The organism is bacterium SCSIO 12741 (assembly GCA_024398055.1).
In the GTDB taxonomy this organism is placed as follows: Bacteria; Bacteroidota; Bacteroidia; order Flavobacteriales_G; family Salibacteraceae; genus SCSIO-12741.
The window spans coordinates 1,505,676-1,523,981 of the sequence record CP073749.1; the positions used below are offsets into that span (position 1 = coordinate 1,505,676).

Genomic DNA, 18,306 nt, shown 5'->3' on the forward strand with positions numbered 1-18,306 from the left:
TTTCCCTCTTTTATTTCTGAATGATTACCGGTGCCTGGATCCGATTTCCATTGGATTCCAGATGAAGGAAGTACATTCCATTATCCAGGTTCAAGGCATCGATTACCCATTCGTCACCTGATGTAAGATTGGAGCGTGAAGCTTTGTACAATTCCTGTCCGGAAGCGTTGTACAAATACAGATTTACTTCATTCAACCACAAGGCCGTTTCAAAGCGAACTCGCACCTGATCGGTAGCTGGGTTTGGATAGACACGAATTTTGTTTCCTGCCAACTCAAACTCTTCCGTTCCAAGAATACTGATGTAAACAATTTCACGAGTTGTATCGCGACAACCATTAGCGGTGACTTGCACCACTTCAATTTCACCAGTCGGCCCTGCTCCCCATCGAATGGCCGCTCCATTGGATTGAGTATTCATGATGGTTCCGCTAATTGCCTGCCAGGTATAGGAAGCTCCATTAACGGCATTAACCAGGTAATTGTAAGACTGATTTTGCACCACATGGAAAAAGCCTTGAATCGAATCGATTGGTGAGGCTGGGAACACCCGAACCTTTTGTTCCGAGCTTGTGGTACATCCATTTGCATCGGTTACCTCATAGGTCAAAACATGGTTTCCTTCTCCGGCCTCTGAAGGGTCGAAATTACCTGATGAAACCCCTGGTCCGGAAAACGTACCTCCGCTTGGAGAAGCCTGCAAGGCCGTTGGTGAATCACCGTTACAGAATGGCCCAGCTTGAATCCAATTGACCGTTGGTGGGCCAGTTACTTCAATCTTTTGGGTATCTGCAGCTGAACAACCATTGGATCCGGCCACCGAGTAGTATACAAAATGGGTTCCCAATCCAGCTACTTTAGGATCAAACACCCCATTAATAACACCAGAGCCGGTGTAAAGACCTCCAGTTGGAGTTCCACCATTAAGCGTAAATGGAGGGGTTTCTTCGCACACTGAATCCTGCAAGGTCAAACTTACATTTGGTGCACTCAGTACAGTCAAATTAATTACATCGGTATTGCTACAACCAAATGCATCGGTACCTGTAACAATGTAGGTCTGATTCGTATTAATGGTTGCTACCGGATTAGATACGGTCGTGCTGCTCAATCCTACAGGGGGAATCCAGGTATAGCTTATCGCACCACTTGCCTGCAATTGGAATGGTGTTCCCGCACAAGCAGAAGTATCCGGGCCTGCATTCACGTTAGGAAGAGGTCTGGCGATTACTCTAACCGAATCCTTGGCACTACAGGAATTGGCATAGCTTCCAGTCACAGTGTAAACCGTGGTAACCGTTGGAGTAGCCACCGGACTCGGTGACGAAGAACCAATTAATGATCCAGCTGGAGACCAAGAGTAGCTCGTTGCCCCTGAAGCTGATATTTGTACCGATTCTCCTACACATACAAAGGTGTCATTCGAAATGACAAGATTGGGAAATGAATCTACCTTAATTGTTTCGGTAGCTGCACCACCACCACATCCCAATAGATGCGTATAAGTGATTGTATGGGTACCTGGACCAGCAACTGCAGGGTCAAAAATTCCTCCTGAAACTCCTGGACCTGAATAGGTTCCTCCATTAGGAAGTCCACCCGTTAAAATGAAACTTGGCTCATTACCACAAAGATCGGCAAAGGGTGCCAAGGTTACGGAAACACCATTGGAAACGCTAACAGAAGTCGTGGCAGAATCTGAACAGCCATTCGCATCTGTAAACACATATTTCAATGTGTAGGATCCCACTCCCACAGCAGATGGGTCAAAACGACCGTTGGTTACACCTGGACCAGAATACGTTCCTCCCGAAGGCGACCCTTGAGTGAGCAGTTGGGCGGTGTCTCCTGAACAAAAAGGTCCAACCCCAGTAAATGTTACTGTTGGTTTAGCATTAACCGTAAGGCTGAAGGTGGTGCTATCAGAACATTGGTTGCTATTGGTGAATTTGTATTGAATAGAGTGTGCTCCGGCTCCAGCCACGGATGGGTCGAATTGACCGGCACTCACACCTGGCCCAGAATAAACACCACCAGAAGGAGTTCCATTAGTTAAAGCAAATGCCGGCGCATTTTCACAAACCGGATTTACGGTGGTGGCTCCAGCTGTTGGATGAGCATTTACCACAATAGTTTTCATATCGGAATTCTTACACCCATTTGCATCGGTGTACTGGTATTCCAGGGTATAATTTCCTACACCTGCTGTTGTAGGGTCAAAAGTGGTTACGGTAAACCCATTGAGCAAGTAAGTTCCACCTGTAGGAGTTCCTCCCGATAGCGTAATTGGGCTGTCGTTGGAACAGAAGGGGCCCGGATTTGGCAAATTGACCGTTGGTAAAGCCCGAACAAAAATCTTGTTATTGGTTGTAATGGAATCACTTCCTGATGAATTGGTGGCCTTGAGCTTAACCGCATAAGATCCGGCAGCGTTGTAAGTCACCTGTACTGGGGAAGCATTGGCTGTAGCAGGAGATCCTCCGGTAAAGGTCCACTCTACAGATGTTGGATTATTGGTGGTAGTGCTGGTAAAGAGAACTGAATCACCCGCACAAATCGTGTCCCTATTCGTGGTATAAGACGGAACGGGTTTACTACCTCCACCGGAAGATGGAGTTTTAAACCGACCGGTAAATACACCACGTCCATGGGTAATCGCCATGACCAGGGAATCACTTGTTCGGTATTGCAACATATCTACCCGCACATTGGCCAAGCCGTTGTTAGATGCCACCCATGTCGGGCTCGCTACGGTAATATCCGTGGTTGCCCAAACTCCAATTTCTGTAGCCAGGATTACTTCCTTCCGGTTTCTTGGATTGTACATGGCCCAGCGAACAGGCATATCAGGAAGGTTACCCTCCTTACTTACCCAGGATGTTCCTCCATTGGAAGTATACCATACCGATGTGGTTCCATAGTTAAAGAAAGTGACCAACAGTTCGTTGTCGTTCGTTCCCACTTCGATACAGGAAATGGATGAAGAAGGCAATGTGTTGCCTGGATCCATGTCCGTTACCACGGGAGTCGCATTGGCATTGGTCATTTTAAATAACTGACCACTTGAATTTCCAACAAATATGGTGGTACTGGCTGTGGTATTCGGAGAAACGGTCATAGCTGTTGCCTTGGCAGTCATCCCGGTCACAGTTATGGTAGAAGTAGAAATACTTGCTCCAGAAAAATTGGAAAACCGATAAATCTCAGAATTGGTTTTACAGGTGTACAGAATCTTTAGGGAATTGTCGTAGTCACTTGGATTGATGAAGCGCCCCGTGTTCACATCATTAATAAACCGGGAGAAGAATGCCCCACTATTTGTCGAGCGATACAAACTATTGTACACATAACTACCCGCCTGATAAGATCCATTGGTTTGGTCGATGTGGCAAAATGCTCCATCTCCACCAATAGGCCGAGAAGTAGAATTCATTCCAGCCGCGGTAAAACGTTGCGTTCCGTTGTCCTGAGATCCGGCAATCATGTTATTGGACCCTGCATTGGGGTGAATGGCTCCTGCGTAAAACTGAGTCACATTGTAACCCGAATTTCTGGCAGAGATAATGTTGAAGGTATTATGAGCCTTGGTCACATCACTGCAGTAGTATACACCACCGTCATTTCCAAAAAGGAGTTCTTTGGTGGTCCCGGGACGGTAGATGGCCATGTGCTGGTCAGCATGTACCAAAGGACAGCTCAAGGTATTCAGGTTCGGATTGTTGGACCACTTTGAAATCTGAGTCCAGGTTTTACCCCCATCGGTGGAACGAAATAGATCAATTCCTCCAACGATAACATCGTCTTCATCATTCGGGTTTACAACCGAGATAAGGTCATACCAAGCCTGATTTCGGGTGAAATCGGTAGCCGGAATACCATTATCTGCGTCATTGGGTTCGGTCAGGTTGGCACTCGTAGCCGATCTCAACCAAGTGGTTCCATGGTTCGTGGTCTTAATGATATCCTCCACCTTGGAAGACTTTTCTACAATACCATAAACCACAGCCGAATCACTGGGTGCGCAGGAAAGCTCAACCCGACGTGCACTATTGGGATGAGTAAATGAGGTAGTCCAGGTGGTTCCATTATCGGAGTACAGTACTTTTCCTCCACCAGAACCAAAAGAGTTTGCACGGGTTCCTACCCAAATTCGATTGTCTTTGGCAATTTCTATATCCGCCGGTGCGTGAGGCTGAGATCCGGTATTTGGCAAAACTTGAGACCACGACGTACCTCCATTCGTTGAACGAAACAACCCTTGGGGACCGTGAAACTGCCCTCGGTAAGACATTTGGTTTACTGCAGCAAAAACCACACTGGTCGTTCCTTCGTCGCGAACAACGATATCGTTTACGTAGTAGTAAGTGGTTGTGCTTGTTAATTGCGTCCAGGTTGTACCGCCATTCGTGGTTTTCCAAATTCCGGCACCTCTGCTCGATCCCGTTCCCCAGCCTTCACCGGTTCCCACGTACATTACATTGGTGTTATTCGGATCATAGGCGATACAGGTAATCGCGATATTGGCCCAAAAGTCATTGATCGCCGTCCATGTACTGGTACTGCTGGTAATATCATTGTTTACCCAAAGGCCACCAGTTACACCACCAGCCCAAACTTTTTTATGGGTAGCATCATTGGGATCAAACATGAGAGCTCGAGTTCGGCCACCCACATTATTCGGACCTCTTTCCGTCCATTGATTGCTACTTCCTCCTCCTGGTGCAAGGCCCTGTTGCGCCGATCCACCGTGCATTGACGCTAAAATCGGAAACAAGCGCTCCGTCATTGGGCGACCGGTTTTTGGGTCCATGGTCCTTAAAAAATCTTGCTCCCAAGCCAGGTCAGGTCGATCTTCCTTGGGCACTTTTTTCCATTCCGCCTTGGTCATTCTTGGGCGGTTTTCAAAGGGATGCTCGTTGAGGTACTTGGTAAATAGCTCACGATTGATGGTGGTATCCTCGCCATTTATCTCCAAGTAATATAGATCGTCCTGGGCCTGTAATGAGGTGGTGGAAATCACCATTCCCATCCATCCGGCCATGAGTAGCAGTTTCTTCATTTTCATACAATTACCCTAACACCAGAGAAGGTTAAAGCGTTTGGGATTTGACTCCCAAATCTAACGAAAATTAAAATGCGTAAAATCCCGTGGTAACGTACATTTGGGCCGCATAACTAAAAAAATCGCTGAAATTGAGCTTCCGGTATTTTATTCTCCTAACCGTTCTTGGCCTAAGCCTTTCGGTAAATGGTCAAAATGATTCCAGTTACACCCTCTTTAACGGGAAAGGAAAATTAGTGACCTGGCAAGAAATGGCCTCTGATTTTCAAGAAGCCGATATTATTCTTTTCGGAGAATTGCACAACAATCAAACCGTGCATGAATTGGAATTGAAACTGCTTCAAACTGTACTCAAGGATTACGCCCCGAAGGTGAAAGTGGGTGCTGAAATGTTTATCACTTCTCAACAGACCTTAATGGATGAGTACCTACAAGGAATTATAACCGATTCTGTTTTTGAGCATTCAACCAAGCTTTGGCCCAACTACGTAACGGATTACCGCCCACTACTGGTTGAAGCCAAACGGGCGAATATTCCTTTTTACGGAACCAACACCCCAAGAAGTTACCCTCGATTTGCCGCCTATCATGGCTTAGACAGCCTCTACACCACTCTGAGTGATAGCGATCGTCAATGGCTGGCGCCGGTTCCTATTGAGCTTAATTACAAAGCCCCAGGATACAAGGAACTCCTTGAGCAGGATTTTGGATCAGGGCACCAAATGGATACCCGAAAGATGGTTCAGGCTCAGGCTCTCAAAGATGCCACCATGGCCCATTTTCTATATTCTAATTGGGAGGAGGGTGAGAAGTTTGTTCACTTCCACGGTGATTTCCACTCCAAAAACGGGGGCGGAATTGCCTGGTACCTCAAGCAGTTCAACAAAAAACTTAAGGTAGTAATCATCTCTTCCCTGGAAAGCGATGAGAACGGTTTTTCAAAAGAATGGAAAAAGCAGGGGCACTATATTTTCGTCGTCCCAACGAACAGCCCGAAATCGTACTAAATCAGAAAGGCCTTACTTGACGTACTTCATATTTAAGATCATCACATCTTCTACCGGGCGGTCGTAGCGATCTGTTTTCACTCCGGCAATGGCATTGAGGACTTCAAGGCCTTCTACAATTTCGCCAAAAACAGTATAACCTCCATCCAAGTGCGGGGTTCCTCCAACTGTTGAGTAAATTTCTAGCTGGGTCTCATCAAACTTAAAACGACCCACTGAATCCAAATAAGCCTCGAGCATTGGGTCGTAGGACCGAATCAAACTATCGTACTTGAAACTCATTCGGGCATTGCGGTAATACATTAAGGCATCCATAACCGGTTTATTCTCAGGCTTGTTCAGTTCGCTTTGCAGATGCTTGATTTTCTTGCCTTCGTTAAAGCTTTCCTGCATGGCCAAAAGATCTGTTTTGGTGTAGGCCTTTCCTTGAACCAAATAAAATTGAGACCCCGAACTTCTCTTCTCCGGATTGATATCGTCACCTTGACGAGCAGCAGCCAAAGCCCCCTTTTGTGGTAATGCCCAGTTACAATTTCAGCCGGCAGCGTATATCCCGGCCCACTGTTTCCAAGAGTACGGCCAGGTTCAGCTCCCTTCGAACTGGGGTCCCCTCCCTGAATCATAAACTTGTTTATCACCCGGTGAAACAACAAGCTATCGTAGTAAGCCGAATCCACCAGTTTCATGAAATTATCACGATGGATGGGTGTGTCATCGTACAATAAAACCGTCATGTTTCCGTAATTAGTTTCCACTAAAACACGCACATTTTGAGGTGGTTTAGGTGTTTTACCCTTAAAAACGGAACACCCTACAAGAAGGGAGGCTGAAATCAAAAAAACGAAAATTACAGCCGGTGAATTGAACTTAATCGATTGCAAAACAGAGGGTTAAAATTTGATTTGATATTGCTATATTTGTGTTCGTAAAATTAGTTACAATGACGAGATTGGTTGGTCGTGCGGTAGAAAAAATGTTAATCGGAGCTTTTGCTCTGGCAATGGTGTCCTTGGTTTTTTCCTCTTGTGAAAAAGATACTCCACCGAAAGCCGAAATTACCGTTGTGGATAGCTTGGGTACAGCTGTGCAAAATGCTCGGGTTATTCTTCACTGCATTCAACGTTCCGATGAAACTCGCTCCTGCAACGTAGCCGATACGCAGTACACCGATCAAGTTGGTAAAACTTTGTTTGAATTTGAAAATCCTGCTGTATTGAAAATTGACGTTTGGAAAGAAGACGTTGTAACCATCAATACAGGTAGTGGATTACCCGGAACCGACAGCACCCTTACCGTTGGTGACACTTTGTGTGCGGAAGCTTTTATTACGCTGGAAATCAATGAAACTATTGAGCAGCGTATGATTCTGACCAACTGCAACAAGGAGTAAATCCCCCTTCTATACAAGTTCCTTTTTGTCCACGTAATGGACAATGGCTTCCATCATTAATTTCTCTTGCTCTAAACCGTTTAGGTGAGGAATTTTTTGGGTTCTTGTCCAATGGGGCCACCCGTCATCGTCGTAACCTTCAAACTCGTAGAAACCGTAATCACTCAGCAAGGTGCAAACGGCAATATGAATTACCTCAATTTTCTGACGTTTGTTGAATTTACGGCGCCCTTTTCCCAGTTCCTGAACTCCAATTAAAAAGAGAATGGCTTGCATGTCCAAGTCCTCTCCAAAAATCTTCTCCAGCTTAGCTACAGCTATATCCCAACGTGCCCTCAGGTTTTCCATGCGGCAAAAGTAGGTTGTTTTTAACCTTTCTGATTGGAAAAGTATTATTGCACGCAAAGGGCTTAGCCATCAAGGGTCTTACTTTTGGCGAAGATGAATGTACTAGACATCATTTTAGTTGTTCCCCTTTTGTATGGGTTCTACAAGGGCTTTACCCGGGGTTTGATCATCGAAATTGCCTCTTTAGTTGGTTTGGTGGTAGGTATTTACTGTGGAATCTATTTCTCTGATTCAGCTGCAGAACAGCTCAAAAACCAATTTAATCTCGAAGGAAACACCCTCGATTTTGCCGCCTTTATGGTCACCTTCCTGGTGGTGGTCGCTGGTGTATTTGCCTTGGCTAAGTTTCTGGAAAAAATGGTGAATCTGGTCGCCCTGAAATTTGCCAATAAAATGGCCGGAGCCCTTTTTGGCACCCTCAAAATGGTTTTGATTCTGAGTGTAGTTCTATTGCTGATCGAAGCTTTTAATCAGCGTTTTACCTTTATTCCAGAAGACACACGCAAGCAATCATACTTGTACGGACCGCTGGCCGCGGTTACCCCATTTCTTCTCCCTACGCTGGAAGATTCGTCCTGGTACCGGGACTTAATCGACCAAATTCCAGAAGACACTCCTTCACCCGAAGATATTCCGGATGTAGAAAAATTACCTGATGTAGTAGATGTGTAGCTTAGTTATTCTGAATCGCAGCTACTCCCGGTAACAACTTTCCTTCGATAGATTCCAACATAGCTCCTCCTCCTGTAGACACGTACGAAACATGTTCTTTAAGGTTGTATTTGTTGACGGCAGCTACGGAATCTCCTCCACCCACTAAAGAAAAAGCTCCTCTTTCGGTGGCCTTAACTACCGAGTAAGCTATATCCCGGGTTCCAGCAGAAAAGTTCTCCATTTCGAATACGCCCATGGGACCGTTCCACAAAATGGTTTTGGATTCTTCCAGGCAAAGGCTGTTGTGCTCTACCGCCTCAGGACCAATGTCCAATCCCATCCAGCCGGAATCAATTTGATTGGAGGCTACAGTTTTGCGCTCAGCTTCGTTATTGAAGTTGTCGGCAATAACCGAATCCTGAGGAAGCAAAATTCGAACTCCGTTTTCATCGGCCTTTTTCATTACCTCTCTGGCTGTTTCCAAAAAGTCGTCTTCTACCAAGGAGCTTCCAACCTCTCCACCCATGGCTTTTACAAAGGTGTAGGACATTCCACCACCGATAATCAGGTTATCAATTTTGTCCAGAAGGTTTTCAATGATTGAAATTTTGCTGGAAACCTTGGCTCCACCAATTACGGCTGTAAAAGGTTTACGAGCGTTTTCCATCACTTCGCCAATGTTGGTCAGCTCAGAAGCCATCAACAATCCAAAAGCTTTGGTTTCGGGAAAAAACTGGGCAATGATTGCCGTACTTGCATGGGCTCGGTGGGCAGTACCAAAGGCATCGTTTACATACATGTCTCCATGCTTAGCCAATTTTCCTGCGAAGTCAACGTCTCCTTTTTTCTCCTCATCGTAGAACCTAAGATTTTCTAAAAGCAGAATTTCTCCAGGCTTCAAATTAGCCGAAAGCGATTCAGCTTCTTCTCCAATGCAGTCTGTCGCGAATTTTACTTCCACTCCGGTCAGCTCAGAAAGCGGAGCAACTAAGTGACTCAAAGAGAACTTATTCTCCGGACCATTTTTTGGCCGCCCCAGGTGGGACATCAATACCAGGGATCCGCCTTGTTCCAAAATCCAATTAATGGTTGGCAGTGCAGCTCGCATTCGAGTGTCATCGGTTACCACAAAATCATCGTTCAGAGGAACGTTAAAATCCACACGGGTAAGAACTCTCTTGCCCTTTACATCAAAATCTTTTACTGTTTTCATGTTCCTGGTATTATGTCCAAAGGCAAATATAAAATCCATTACCGAATCGCAGCGGAGAAATTAGGGTTTCAAAGCGCAATTGGGTTACTTTTGGCCCGATCATGAAATGGACAGATGTTATCGGTCAGGAGGTGGTTAAAAAACACCTCTTGGATGCGCTTCACCATGGACGCATACCCCATGCGCAGTTGTTCATTGGCCCTGAGGGAAGTGGCGCGCTTCCATTGGCACTTGCCTATGCAAGATCTATTCTTTGTCAGCTTAAAAATGGCGAATGGTTGGATGAGGAAATCACTTCTTCGGCCTACAAATTGGATAAGTACGTCCACCCCGACCTTCATTTTGTGTTTCCGGTCAATAAATCGGATACGGTAAAAACAAGCCATCCCACATCGGATAATTTTATTGCTGCCTGGAGGGAAAGCCTCTTGGAAAATCCTTACCACAACCTTACCGATTGGTACGAAACGATGGGTATTGGCAACAAGCAAGGATTGATCGGAGTGCATGAGAGTGTGGAGATCCTGAAGAAGCTGAGCCTCAAACCCTACGAAGGGGAATACAAGGTGATGATTATCTGGATGATGGAGAACATGAATGTTCAGACAGCTAACAAGTTGCTGAAGATTTTGGAAGAACCGCCCGAGAAGACGGTTTTTATCCTGATCGCCGAAGATGGAGATCAAATTTTGCCCACGATTACTTCCCGGACTCAATTGGTCAAAGTTCCCCGATTGCAAAATTCCGATTTGGAAGAGGCTCTAATCTCAAGGCATCAGTTGCCGGCCGCCAATGTAAAAGAAGTGGTTCGTCTGGCAGAAGGAAATTACCATCGAGCCCTGGCTTTGATCAACCACGATGAGCACAACAACCGCAACCGGGAAGAATTTATTCATTGGATGCGTCTTTGCTTTGCTCGGAAACCCCATGAAATTCTCAATTGGATTGACGGAATTAGTCGCCAAAACCGGGAAAGTCTGAAAACCTTCTTTGAATATGGCCTGCACCTCTTTCGCGAATGCCTCATGATGAACTTCGGTGCACCCGAACTCGTTCACTTGGAAGGCGAAGAACTGGCTTTCGCCAAAAAGTTTTGCCTCTACATCAACCAGGCCAATTGCCAGGGATTGATCGAAGAATTTGAATTGGCTATTCGGGATGTGCAGCGCAATGCGAATACCAAAATCCTCTTTTACGACCTCTCCATACACATCATGAAGTTGTTGAGAGTGAAGGCCTAATTCCCGAGCTTTAAGGAATAAAATTTCCCATTACCCTTTCATCCTCAGGCTCCAAATTTTCGGTAAGGCTTATTCGAAATTCCTTCTTGAACGCACGTTTCGCTTTACCCGACCATTTTCTTTAGTTTTGTTGTAATTGTTGAACCAAAGATTCACCGCGGAAAGCCAAGGGGAAGACCTCATTCACGAAGTACCGGCTCCGGTGAACAAAATATAAAAGGAAATAATTCATGGGATGTGGTAGTTGTTCCGGTGGAGCATGCCAATCGACTCCCGCTGGTTGCGGGAATAAGGGATTTTGTGCCACTGGAGGGTGCAATAAGCTCGAAGTTTTCGATTGGCTCGCTGGCATGGAAATTCCTGGAAACCAATCTCGTATCGTGGAAGTTCGTTTTAAGAACACCCGCAAAGAATTCTACCGGTATCCAGCCGATGTTGACCCCAAAGTGGGCGACAATGTATTGGTAGAAGCGAATTTTGGAAGCGATATTGGTACCGTTTCATTGACCGGAGAATTGGTCCGGATTCAAATGGCCAAAAAAGGCGTTAAAGGCAATTTCAAAAGCCTGAATAGCATTCGTCGAATTGCCAGCCAAAAAGACCTCGATACATGGGCAAAAGCCCGTGACAAAGAATACGAGACTATGATTCGCGCTCGTAAGTTGGCCATGGAACTCATGTTGGATATGAAAATATCAGATGTGGAGTACCAGGGTGATGGCACCAAAGCGACTTTTTACTACACCTCCGACGGTCGTGTAGATTTCCGTGAATTGATAAAAGTATTCGCCAGTTCCTTTAAGGTTCGGGTAGAAATGAAGCAGATTGGCGCTCGACAAGAGGCCGGTCGAGTGGGTGGTATTGGTAGCTGTGGCCGCGAATTGTGCTGCTCTACCTGGCTAACCGATTTTAGAACGGTATCCACCAGTGCAGCTCGATACCAGCAACTGGCCATCAACCCAATGAAGTTGGCTGGGCAATGCGGTAAACTAAAATGCTGTCTCAATTACGAACTCGACAGCTACATGGACGCCCTCAGCGAATTTCCGCAAGGTGATATTAAGCTGAAAACCCGTAAAGGTGACGCCGTCCTTCAAAAGACCGATATTTTCAAAAAAGTACTTTGGTTTATTTACCTGCAAGAACCCGCCATTTTCCATCCTGTAACCCTTGACCGGGTAAAGGAAATCATGGAAATGAATCGCCGGGGCAAAGAACCTGAAGACCTCAAAGACTTCCACCAAGCAGAGGTAGAACGTCAACCCGATTTCGAAAATGTAGTTGGGCAAGACGATCTCAAGCGTTTTGACAAGCAGAAAAGAAACAAAGGTAAAGGTGGCCGCAATCGAAAAGGCGCCGGATCATCAGGTGGGAAGCAACAACAAGCTCGTGCTCAAAAAGGAGGAAACAAACCCGGAAACAAAAAAGGGAACAACTCCAATCAGCGCGGACCAAAAAGTCAGAACAATAGTCAAGGTAACCGCCCGAAGAATCAAGCCAAGAATCAGAATAAGAATCAAGGCAAGAACCAAGGTGGAGGAAATAAAAACCAGGGCGGAAACAACCGAAACAAAGGTCCTAAGGCCACTAATAATTCCAATCAGGGATCTCGGCCAAAAAGACAAGGAAGCCCAAAGAAGAAGCCTAATAACCCTCAAGCGAAGAAATAATATGCGCTATCTCTGGATGCTTGTTTTACCCGCGGCCCTATTCTTGAGCTCTTGCGACAGTAAGCGTTTGTATGAAGAGAACCAGGAAATCCCCGAATCGACTTGGGATGTGGCGAATCGCCCCTACTTTGAAGTAGAGATTCAGGATACCTTGGCGAAGTATAACCTCTATTTCAATCTTCGCAACAGCAAGGCATATCGATACCGCAACTTATACACGTTTTTTAAGACCACTTATCCGGGCGGAAAACAGGAACTGGATACCTTTCAATTCATTTTGGCCGATCCGTCCGGAAAATGGTACGGAGAAGGCTTGTCGGACATGGTGAACAACCAGATCATGTTTCAGCGACAGATTCAATTCCCCAATCGGGTACTTACCGCTTTGAAGTGGAGCAAGGTATGCGTGAAGCCAAGTTGGATGGTATCTATGATGTTGGCCTTCGGGTGGAAAAAGCCGAGTAGAACAACCTTCAATATTCAGGTTGAATTTTCAACTTTCAATGTTGTTGATTGAGAATTGAACTTGAAAATTGACCATTAAAAAACCCCTTCCGGAAACCGAAAGGGGTTTTTCTATTATTCCTATTATTTACACCTTAGCCTTTCAATGCTTCTGCACCACCAACGATCTCAAGGATCTCAGTAGTAATCGCCGCCTGACGAGCTTTGTTGTAAGTCAATTTAAGTTCGGATAGCATATCAGATGCGTTATCCGTTGCTTTGTGCATGGCCGTCATACGCGCACCGTGCTCAGAAGCGTTAGAATCCAATAGAGCTTTGTAGAAAGAAGTTTTCAAGGCACTTGGAATCAAGTCAGCCAACAACTCTTCCTGATCGGGCTGGAAGATGTAATCTACTTCATGTGAAGCATCTTCTTCTTCCATAGGAGAAACGGGTAGAACCTTTTCAACAGTTGTGATTTGAGTCGCCGCATTTTTAAAACGGTTGTACACCACAACTACTTCATCAAATTCTCCAGCCGCAAAAGCATCCATAATGGGCTCAAAACGAGATGCAGCATTTTCGTAAGATAGGTCATCATAAATCTGAGCATTGTTCTCAGGATTTCCCAAACTTCCACCTGCATACATCCATTCTGATTTCTTGAACCAGTCGTAAGCCTTCTTTCCAAAAGGGAAAAGAGTTACTTGAGCGTCCGAATAATCGTTCTCAATCAACTTCGTTACCCCTTTAATCACGTTTGCATTAAAAGCCCCACAAAGTCCACGATTGGAGTTAATAGGGATCAACAATACGCGTTTTACAGGACGATCTACCACCAATGGGTTCTCCATATCAGCCATGGTTCCAGCCAGGTGAGAAAGCATCTCTTCCAACTTACTGGCGTAAGGACGCATTTGCGTGATTTTGTCCTGGGCTTTTTTCAATTTGGCCGCCGATACCATTTTCATGGCAGAGGTAATCTGCATGGTCGAATTCACCGAGGTGATTCTGGTCCGGGTTTCCTTCAAACTGGGCATAATCGAAAAATATATAGGGGTCCCACTCTAGGAGCAGGACCTCTTGGGTTTATTAATCTTCTTTGTACTTAGCTGAAAGATCAGCTGCAACTTTTTCAAGTGTATCGGTAATCTCTTCAGAGATCTTTCCGCTCTTCAATTGTTCCAACACACTGTTGTGCTTGTCTTGCAAGAAGTTCAAGTATTCAACTTCAAATTCTTTGATTCGGCTCACAGGTACGTTAGACAACAATCCTTTAGTACCGCAGTAGATGATCGCAATTTGGTTTTCAACCGACATTGGCGCATTTTCTCTCTGCTTAAGGATTTCCACGTTACGCTTACCTTTTTCAAGTACTTGAGTGGTAGCAGCATCAAGGTCAGAACCAAACTTGGCAAAGGCCTCAAGCTCACGGTACTGAGCTTGATCCAGCTTCAAGGTACCAGCTACTTTCTTCATGGACTTAATCTGAGCAGAACCCCCTACACGTGATACAGAGATACCTACGTTAATCGCAGGACGTACACCTGATAGGAACAAGTCAGACTCCAAGAAGATCTGTCCGTCAGTAATCGAAATTACGTTGGTAGGAATATACGCAGAAACGTCACCAGCCTGAGTTTCGATAATTGGAAGTGCAGTCAAAGATCCTCCCCCTTTTACCAAAGGACGAAGTGCTTCAGGAAGGTCATTCATTTGAGCAGCAATTGCATCATCCTTGATCACTTTTGCAGCTCTTTCCAACAAACGTGAGTGAAGGTAGAATACATCCCCTGGGTAAGCCTCACGTCCTGGAGGACGTCTCAAAAGAAGAGATACCTCACGGTAAGATACAGCCTGCTTAGACAAATCATCATAAACGATCAATGCAGGACGTCCAGTATCACGGAAAAACTCACCGATCGCAGCACCAGCAAATGGAGCGTAGAACTGCATTGGAGCAGGGTCAGAAGCGTTAGCCGCAACTACAGTGGTGTATGCCATTGCACCAGCGTCTTCCAATTTCTTTACAATCTGCGCAACGGTAGAAGCCTTCTGGCTACAAGCTACGTAGATACAGTATACTGTTTCTCCACGATCGTGGAATTCTTTCTGGTTAATGATGGTATCGATTGCAACCGTAGTCTTACCAGTCTGACGGTCACCGATAATCAACTCACGCTGACCTCTACCAATTGGAATCATCGCATCGATCGCTTTGATACCAGTCTGCATCGGCTCGTTTACCGGCTGACGGTAGATTACCCCAGGAGCTTTACGCTCGATAGGCATTTCGTAAGTAGTTCCTTCGATAGGTCCTTTACCATCAATTGGAGCACCCAAAGCGTCAACAACACGCCCAACAATACCTTCACCTACATTAATAGAGGCAATACGGTTTGTTCTTTTTACGGTATCTCCTTCTTTAATACCAGTAGAAGGTCCTAACAATACAGCACCTACGTTGTCTTCTTCCAGGTTCAGTACGATCCCTTGCAACCCGTTGTTAAACTCGATAAGCTCACCAGCCTGAACGTTGTTCAATCCGTAGATACGTGCAATACCATCTCCAACTTGAAGTACGGTACCCACTTCTTCCAGTTCAGTTTCCGATTTAAAACCGGCCAATTGTTCTCTAAGAATAGCCGATACTTCTGCAGGTTTTAATTCCGCCATGATTACTGTTTATTTAGTAGGGCAGGACCCTTACATTTTTACGATATAATCTTCGTTCGTTAATTTATTTCTTATTTCTCTCAATTGTCTGGCAACTGAAGCATCCACTTGGATGTCACCAATGCGTAATTTCAAGCCACCGATTAGTTCTGCGTCAACATCTTCAAGGATTTCAACCTCGTTGCTGTCAAGAGCACCAACTACACCGCGAATTCTCTGACGGAAATCATCATCCATTGGGATGGCGGTAGTAACCTGAGCCGAAACAATTTTGTTTTCTGCCTTGTAAAGCTCCATGTAAGCCACAGCTATCTGCTGCAACAAGCTCTCCCGATTATTCTTGGTGAGCAAGCTTACAAATCCATTGAGCAATTCACCGAATGAACCGGCGAAGATGGTTTGAAGAATAGAGATCTTCTTATCTTTCTGAACAACCGGGCTACTAAGCAAAATGCGCAAATCACGATTTTCTTCAGCCACCTTAGCTACTTGCTGCAGCTGCTGAAAAACCGCTTGTTGCTCACCACGCTCCATAGCGAGGAAAAGCAATGATTTGGCATATCTCCGGGCGACCTTACTGGCAACCATAATTAGTTCAATTTGATTTCGGCTACCAAGTCGTTAGCCAATTGTTTCTGACGAGCTTCGGAAGACAATTCTTCGCGCAACACTTTTTCAGCTACTTGCAAGGCCAACTCAGTTACCTGATTTTTAACCTCAGCCATGGCAGCTGCTTTTTCGGTTTGAATAGCATCACGTGCAGAAGAAATCATTTTATCAGCTTCTTCTTTGGCTGCACCTTTCGCTTCCGAAACGATTTTGTCGCGAGTTTCCCGGGCTTCTTTTAGCATAACGTCTCTTTCAGCACGAGCTTCTTTAAGCAGTACTTCATTTTGAGCCGACAATGCAGACATTTCTTCACGGGCCTTATCTGCAGCTTGCAATGCATCGCGAATAGAATCTTCACGATCTTTAACTGCATTAAGAATAGGTCTCCAGGCAAATTTGGCCAACAAAAACATCAGGATCAAAAAGACCAAAGTGGTCCAAACCATCAATCCTAAGTCCGGTGTTACTAATGGGTTCATCTGTATATCTTGTTTCTGTTTTTTATCAAAAAGCAACACTCTCCCGCAACCAACCGTTACGGGAGAATGTTAAATAACCAATTAACCAGCAACCAAGAAGGAAACTACCACTGCGAACAGGGCAACACCTTCAACAAGAGCTGCGGCAATAATCATGTTAGTTTGGATTTTAGAAGTTTGCTCAGGCTGACGTGCAATAGCGTCCATTGCAGATCCACCGATTCTTCCGATACCCATACCTGCACCAATTACGGCCAGTCCGGCTCCGATTGCTGCGATTCCAGGAATTGTCATGATAGATTAATTATATAGTTATACAAATTATTTACTTAATTAATGATGATCTTGAGTTGCCTGTCCAATAAACAAAGCAGTCAACATGGTGAAAATATAGGCCTGCAACGCAGCAACCAACAATTCCAATGTTGAGATAAACAAAGTCATCGGCACGGATAGTCCAGCCCATCCGATACTATTCTTTACAAAGATGATGGCGATCAAGGAAAGCACGATAATGTGACCTGCAGTGATGTTTGCAAACAAACGAATCATAAGAGCGGCAACCTTAATAAAGATACCTGCAACTTCAATCGGCACCAAAATGATGTACAATGGAATCTTGGCAACTAAAGGCATGCTGCTCCCCATAGGATCAAACAAGTGCCCCCAATAGTGCTTGTTTCCAGATACATTAATAATGATAAAGGAGAATAATCCGAGAACAACAGTTACCGAAATATTTCCTGTTAGGTTCGCTCCACCTGGGAAGAAAGGAATCAATCCCATCAAGTTGTTTACCCAGATAAAGAAGAATACAGTCAAAAGGAATCCGATGAATTTTCTGTGCTTAGCTTCTCCAATGTAAGGCTTAGCGATCTCATCACGAACGAACAACACCAAAGGCTCCAACCAAGCGGCCAAACCTTTAGGCGCTCCAGGGTTCTTTTTGTATGAACGCGCCATTGACATGAACAACAACATTAACACTAAGGCCGAAATCAACATAGAGAAAACGTTCTTAGTAATAGACAGATCCAAGGGCTTCACATTAGTCGGGTGACCGTGATCATCCATATTCAATTGGCCAGAAGCATCTGTACGGTAAATCTTTTCATGATAAACAAAGTAGTACTTACCGTTGCTCTCAACTACATCTTCACCATGGTGAAATTTAGCAGAACTAAACATGTGCAATCCTTCATCCCAAAGAATAATTGGCAATGGAAGTGAAGTATGTCCCCACAGGTGCCATTCATGGGCATCCAAAACGTGGTGCATAATCATTTCATTAGGATTAAACGCCTCTTCTTCCAGAGCTTCGACTTTCTCTTGAACAGCCGATTCAATTTCTTTTACGATTTGATCTGGATTTAATGTGTCGGCGGGGGCCTCCTGGGAGTTTGAGAACCCTGAAAATCCAACAAATACAAGGAGAGCCAGGGATAGCGAGAAATAAATACTTTTTCTGTGCATTTTATTTACTTCAAAAATCACCGTTTGTAGCGGTCAAAAA

15 protein-coding genes and 1 pseudogene are annotated in these 18,306 nt (G+C 45.0%); 6 read left to right on the forward strand and 10 right to left on the reverse strand.

The features are described from left to right. Nucleotides 1–10: 10 nt before the first annotated feature. A complete protein-coding gene (locus KFE98_06340; GenBank protein UTW63757.1) occupies nucleotides 11–5,059 on the reverse strand; it encodes a T9SS type A sorting domain-containing protein in 5,049 nt (1,682 codons plus the stop codon). A gap of 134 nt (nucleotides 5,060–5,193) precedes the next feature. On the opposite strand from KFE98_06340, the gene KFE98_06345 reads away from it, so the two are divergent. After that, a complete protein-coding gene (locus tag KFE98_06345; protein ID UTW63758.1) occupies nucleotides 5,194–6,069 on the forward strand; it encodes a ChaN family lipoprotein in 876 nt (291 codons plus the stop codon). A 12-nt stretch (nucleotides 6,070–6,081) separates the two neighbouring features. Here the strand turns inward: KFE98_06345 and KFE98_06350 are convergent. Beyond that, nucleotides 6,082–6,803, reverse strand: a pseudogene (locus tag KFE98_06350) (peptidylprolyl isomerase). A gap of 206 nt (nucleotides 6,804–7,009) precedes the next feature. Here KFE98_06350 and KFE98_06355 point away from each other — a divergent pair. Then, entirely contained in the window at nucleotides 7,010–7,459 is a 450-nt protein-coding gene (locus KFE98_06355) for a hypothetical protein (protein UTW63759.1), read from the forward strand. A gap of 9 nt (nucleotides 7,460–7,468) precedes the next feature. On the opposite strand, the gene KFE98_06360 is transcribed toward KFE98_06355, so the two are convergent. Continuing rightward, nucleotides 7,469–7,807, reverse strand: a complete 339-nt coding sequence (locus KFE98_06360; GenBank protein UTW63760.1) for a hypothetical protein — start codon at nucleotides 7,805–7,807, stop codon at nucleotides 7,469–7,471. Between the two features lie 93 nt (nucleotides 7,808–7,900). Between KFE98_06360 and KFE98_06365 the strand changes: the two genes are divergently transcribed. Continuing rightward, on the forward strand, nucleotides 7,901–8,479 hold the full coding sequence (locus tag KFE98_06365; protein ID UTW63761.1) for a CvpA family protein: 579 nt from the start codon (nucleotides 7,901–7,903) through the stop codon (nucleotides 8,477–8,479). Between the two features lies 1 nt (nucleotide 8,480). Here the strand turns inward: KFE98_06365 and KFE98_06370 are convergent, their stop codons facing one another. Beyond that, complete coding sequence (locus KFE98_06370; GenBank protein UTW63762.1) at nucleotides 8,481–9,674, reverse strand: phosphoglycerate kinase; 1,194 nt, start codon at nucleotides 9,672–9,674, stop codon at nucleotides 8,481–8,483. 101 nt (nucleotides 9,675–9,775) lie between these two features. Here KFE98_06370 and KFE98_06375 point away from each other — a divergent pair, with 101 nt between their 5' ends. The 3 genes from KFE98_06375 (at nucleotide 9,776) to KFE98_06385 (ending at nucleotide 13,102) form a co-directional block, all read left to right on the forward strand. After that, a complete protein-coding gene (locus tag KFE98_06375) occupies nucleotides 9,776–10,915 on the forward strand; it encodes a DNA polymerase III subunit delta' (protein ID UTW63763.1) in 1,140 nt (379 codons plus the stop codon). Nucleotides 10,916–11,145: 230 nt separating this feature from the next. Then, entirely contained in the window at nucleotides 11,146–12,585 is a 1,440-nt protein-coding gene (locus KFE98_06380; protein UTW63764.1) for a hypothetical protein, read from the forward strand. A 1-nt stretch (nucleotide 12,586) separates the two neighbouring features. Continuing rightward, the gene (locus tag KFE98_06385) at nucleotides 12,587–13,102 is read left to right on the forward strand and encodes a gliding motility lipoprotein GldH (protein UTW63765.1); all 516 of its coding nucleotides are present in this window, start codon (nucleotides 12,587–12,589) and stop codon (nucleotides 13,100–13,102) included. Between the two features lie 82 nt (nucleotides 13,103–13,184). On the opposite strand, the gene atpG is transcribed toward KFE98_06385, so the two are convergent. From atpG to atpB, 6 genes are all read right to left on the reverse strand, one after another. Continuing rightward, nucleotides 13,185–14,069 carry an ATP synthase F1 subunit gamma gene (gene atpG / locus KFE98_06390; protein ID UTW63766.1) on the reverse strand — a complete coding sequence of 295 codons (885 nt, stop codon included), beginning with the start codon at nucleotides 14,067–14,069 and terminating at the stop codon, nucleotides 13,185–13,187. Nucleotides 14,070–14,121: 52 nt separating this feature from the next. Next, entirely contained in the window at nucleotides 14,122–15,705 is a 1,584-nt protein-coding gene (gene atpA, locus KFE98_06395; protein ID UTW63767.1) for a F0F1 ATP synthase subunit alpha, read from the reverse strand. Nucleotides 15,706–15,735: 30 nt separating this feature from the next. Further along, nucleotides 15,736–16,293 carry an ATP synthase F1 subunit delta gene (gene atpH, locus KFE98_06400; GenBank protein ID UTW63768.1) on the reverse strand — a complete coding sequence of 186 codons (558 nt, stop codon included), beginning with the start codon at nucleotides 16,291–16,293 and terminating at the stop codon, nucleotides 15,736–15,738. A gap of 2 nt (nucleotides 16,294–16,295) precedes the next feature. Next, a complete protein-coding gene (locus KFE98_06405; GenBank protein UTW63769.1) occupies nucleotides 16,296–16,793 on the reverse strand; it encodes a F0F1 ATP synthase subunit B in 498 nt (165 codons plus the stop codon). An 81-nt stretch (nucleotides 16,794–16,874) separates the two neighbouring features. Beyond that, nucleotides 16,875–17,087, reverse strand: a complete 213-nt coding sequence (gene atpE / locus KFE98_06410; protein ID UTW63770.1) for an ATP synthase F0 subunit C — start codon at nucleotides 17,085–17,087, stop codon at nucleotides 16,875–16,877. Nucleotides 17,088–17,126: 39 nt separating this feature from the next. Next, entirely contained in the window at nucleotides 17,127–18,266 is a 1,140-nt protein-coding gene (gene atpB, locus KFE98_06415; protein ID UTW63771.1) for a F0F1 ATP synthase subunit A, read from the reverse strand. Nucleotides 18,267–18,306: the final 40 nt, after the last annotated feature.